At 67.5% G+C, this 3,383-nt stretch carries 4 protein-coding genes; all 4 read right to left on the reverse strand.

Features of this window, described 5'->3' with window-relative positions:
- Window positions 1-810: acetyl-CoA C-acyltransferase (locus LPZ50_RS23260; protein WP_230665231.1), on the reverse strand; the 810-nt coding region annotated here is incomplete at its 3' end.
- Between the two features lie 124 nt (window positions 811-934).
- Window positions 935-2,254 (reverse strand): chloride channel protein, encoded by a 1,320-nt coding sequence (locus tag LPZ50_RS23265; protein WP_230665232.1) that lies wholly within the window; start codon window positions 2,252-2,254, stop codon window positions 935-937.
- Between the two features lie 188 nt (window positions 2,255-2,442).
- Window positions 2,443-3,021, reverse strand: a complete 579-nt coding sequence (gene sodB, locus LPZ50_RS23270; RefSeq protein ID WP_230665233.1) for a superoxide dismutase — start codon at window positions 3,019-3,021, stop codon at window positions 2,443-2,445.
- Between the two features lie 132 nt (window positions 3,022-3,153).
- A partial coding sequence (locus LPZ50_RS23275) for an exodeoxyribonuclease VII large subunit (protein WP_329957697.1) occupies window positions 3,154-3,383 on the reverse strand: 230 nt, incomplete at its 5' end.

The raw sequence follows: 3,383 nt of genomic DNA on the forward strand, positions 1-3,383 counted from the left end.
GCCACGTTCGTCGGCCAGCAACAGCGCCGCGGCGCCGTCGTTCACGCCCGAGGCGTTGCCGGCGGTGACCGTGCCCCCCTCACGCACCACGCCTTTCAGGCGGCCAAGAGCCTCCAGGCTGGTCTGGCGCGGATGCTCGTCCTTGGACACCACGACCGGGTCGCCCTTTTTCTGGGCAATGGACACCGGCGCAATCTCGGCATCGAAGAACCCTTCCTGCTGCGCGCGGGCCGTCTTTTCCTGGCTGGCCAGTGCGAACTTGTCCTGGTCGTCGCGGTTGATCTTGAAGTCGTCGGCCACGTTCTCGGCCGTTTCGGGCATGGAATCCACGCCGTACTGCGCCTTCATGAGCTTGTTGACAAAGCGCCAGCCTATGGTGGTGTCGTAGATGGCGGCGTTGCGCGAAAACGCGCTGTCGGCCTTGCCCATGACGAACGGGGCGCGGCTCATGCTTTCGACACCGCCGGCCAGCATCAGGCCGGCCTCGCCGGCGCGGATGGCGCGGGCGGCAGTACCCACCGCGTCCAGGCCCGAACCGCACAGGCGATTCAGGGTGGCGCCCGGCACCTCGATCGGCAGGCCGGCCAACAGCGACGCCATGCGCGCCACGTTGCGGTTGTCTTCGCCGGCCTGGTTGGCGCAGCCCAGGATGACATCGACCAGTTCATCCCAGTGCACGCCAGGATTGCGCGCCATCAGGGCCTTGATCGGCACGGCGGCCAGATCGTCGGCGCGCACCGGTGCCAGGGCGCCGCCATAGCGGCCGAAAGGGGTGCGGATGGCATCGCAAATAAAGGCATGCACAGTCATGGATGAAGGCTCGAAAAGTTGGAAGTTGAGAAGACGAATCCTCTGATGTTACGCCAGCCCCAGCCCGACGGGGCCCGCGCCCGAGGCGTATGTCCACATGCCGGACGCTGCGGGCGGCCAGGCCCTACGAACTGCCCTGCGCTGCCCTGCCGGTTTCCACCTGCGCCTGGCGGCGGTAGCGCCCGGCAGCAAAATGGTAGAACGGTTGCGGGCAGAACTGGCGGGCCACCAACGAGGCCGACAAGGCGCCCACCAGCAGCCAGAACAGCATGGGCTGGCTGCCGGTCATTTCCATCACGACCACGCTGGCCGCCAGGGGCGACTGCGTGGCCGCGGCCAGGAAAGCCGCCATGGAAATCAGCACCAGCACACGGCGGTCGACCTCGCCTCCGGTGAATTCCCATAGATGCTGGCCGATGCCGGCGCCGGTGGTAAGCGCGGGCGTGAAAATCCCGCCCGGAATGCCGGCCCAGTACGACACCACCGTGGCGCTCAACTTGGCCAGGCCAAAGGCCGCGGGGCCTTCCGAGTCTCCGGACAGCAGGCCGCCCGCCACCGAATAGCCCGTTCCGTACACCGTGTTGTTGGTCAGCAGCCCCAGGCAGGCCAGCGCCAGGCCCATGGCCGCGGCAATCAGGATGGGATGCTGGCGGACCCAGCCCCGCCACGCGGCCGGCGCCACGCCCGACACCCCTTTGCCCAGCAGCCGTCCGAACACGCCCCCCAGGACGCCGTTCACCAGGCCGCATACCAGCACCCACATTGCCATGTGATGCTCCAGCGCGGCGCCCGCGAACGTGCCGAAGTACGGGTTATTGCCCACCAGCGCCACCACCAGGAAGCCGGACGCCAGCACGCCGATCAGCACCAGCCGCTGCCAGCGCAATACCGTGCCGCGGCCCAGCTCCTCGATGGCGAAAATCACGCCGGCCAGGGGGGCGTTGAAAGCCGCCGCCAGACCGCCGGCAGCGCCGGCGGCAATCAGCTCATTGGCGTGGAAGCCTCGCAGCGGCACCCCGATGCGGCGCCAGAAGCGGCCCCAGGCCAGCATCACCGCGGCCCCCACCTGCACCGACGGGCCTTCGCGCCCGGCCGAGGCCCCGGCCGCCAGGCCCAGGAAGGTCAGCGGAATTTTCCAGATCGTTTGCCGCAGCGATACCAGCCGGGTCTGGGCCGCGCCCGGGGGCAGCGTCAGGGCTCCGATGACCTGCGGAATGCCGCTGCCGGCGGCGTTGGGCGCCAAGCGCAGCGTCAGCCACCGCAAGCCGGCGAAGGCCAGCGGAATGACCACCAGGGCCAGCCACCCGTGGCTTGCGGTCCACTCGCGATTCCAGTCCAGCGCCACGTCGGCCAGCCAGGCGAACCCCAGCGACACCAGCGACACCAGCGCCGCGCCGCCAAGAAGCAGGCCCAGTTGCAGGCTTTTCCGCGACAAGCGCCCCATCTGCCTCACTTTGCGGCGTACCAACAAGCGCGATTGGGAGGTCAGGCGGCTGTGCAATGGCATATCGGGCGGGAAAAGGTGGAGACGGTAGCGGCAAACTTACCACCAGGCGGTGCCGCGCGGCACCTGGCGCTGGAATGAAAACGCCCGGCCTGGGGGCCGGGCGCCGACGCGGGGCGAAAAACCGCTCAGGCGAAGTTCTTGGCGGCGAAGTCCCAGTTGACCAGTGCCCAGAAGTTCTCCAGGTACTTGGGGCGCGCGTTGCGGTAGTCGATGTAGTAGGCGTGTTCCCACACATCACAGGTCAGCAGCGGCTTGTCTTCGGTGGTAAGCGGCGTGGCGGCATTGCTGGTGTTGACGATGTCCACCGAGCCGTCGGCCTTCTTCACCAGCCAGGTCCAGCCCGAACCGAAATTGCCGGCGGCCGATTTGTTGAAGGCTTCCTTGAAGGCGTCGAAACCGCCCCACTTGGCATTGATGGCATCGGCCAGCTTGCCGCTGGGCGCGCCGCCGGCGTTGGGAGCCAGGCTGTTCCAGTAGAACGTGTGGTTCCAGATCTGGGCCGCGTTGTTGAACACGCCGCCCGACGACTTCTTGACGATATCCTCGAGCGAGGCGTTCTCGAATTCCGTGCCCGGAATCAAGTTGTTCAGGTTGGTGACGTAGGTCTGGTGGTGCTTGCCGTAGTGAAACTCGAGCGTTTCTTTGGAGATGTGCGGCGCCAGTGCGTCCAGCGCGTAAGGCAGGGGGGGAAGAGTATGTGCCATTGTGGGTTCCTTCTCTGTTGAATGCACGATCAAGCGCCGACCATTGTATCGGCTCTTGGACGGGACACAGCCTTAACCCTGTTCCGGCGCGGGGTTACCACGCCTGCGTGCGGCCCGGCGCACGCCCCCCTCCTACTGCTTGCCCAGCACCTGCACTCGCGCGCCGCCCTCAGCGAAGGTCAAGCCCAGTTCCTGCCCGGGCGCCAGCGGCGCCGCGTCGCGCAGAATGTTGCCATGTTCGTCGCGCACGATGGCATAGCCGCGCGCCAGTGTGTGCTGCGGATCGAGGGCGCGCAAATGCGCCGACACGGCCGCGATGCGCGCCTGCTGGCTGGCCAACTGGCGGGCCTGCGCCTGCCGCA

Origin of the sequence: Bordetella petrii (genome assembly GCF_020991325.1) — a bacterium.
Lineage (GTDB): Bacteria > Pseudomonadota > Gammaproteobacteria > Burkholderiales > Burkholderiaceae_B > Bordetella_A > Bordetella_A petrii_E.

What these genes read in the sequence shown, in the direction of transcription:
- sodB (WP_230665233.1), bottom strand. Translation starts at nt 3,021, where the DNA reads ATGGCACATACTCTTCCCCCCCTGCCTTACGCGCTGGACGCACTGGCG.
- LPZ50_RS23265 (WP_230665232.1), bottom strand. Translation starts at nt 2,254, where the DNA reads ATGGGGCGCTTGTCGCGGAAAAGCCTGCAACTGGGCCTGCTTCTTGGC.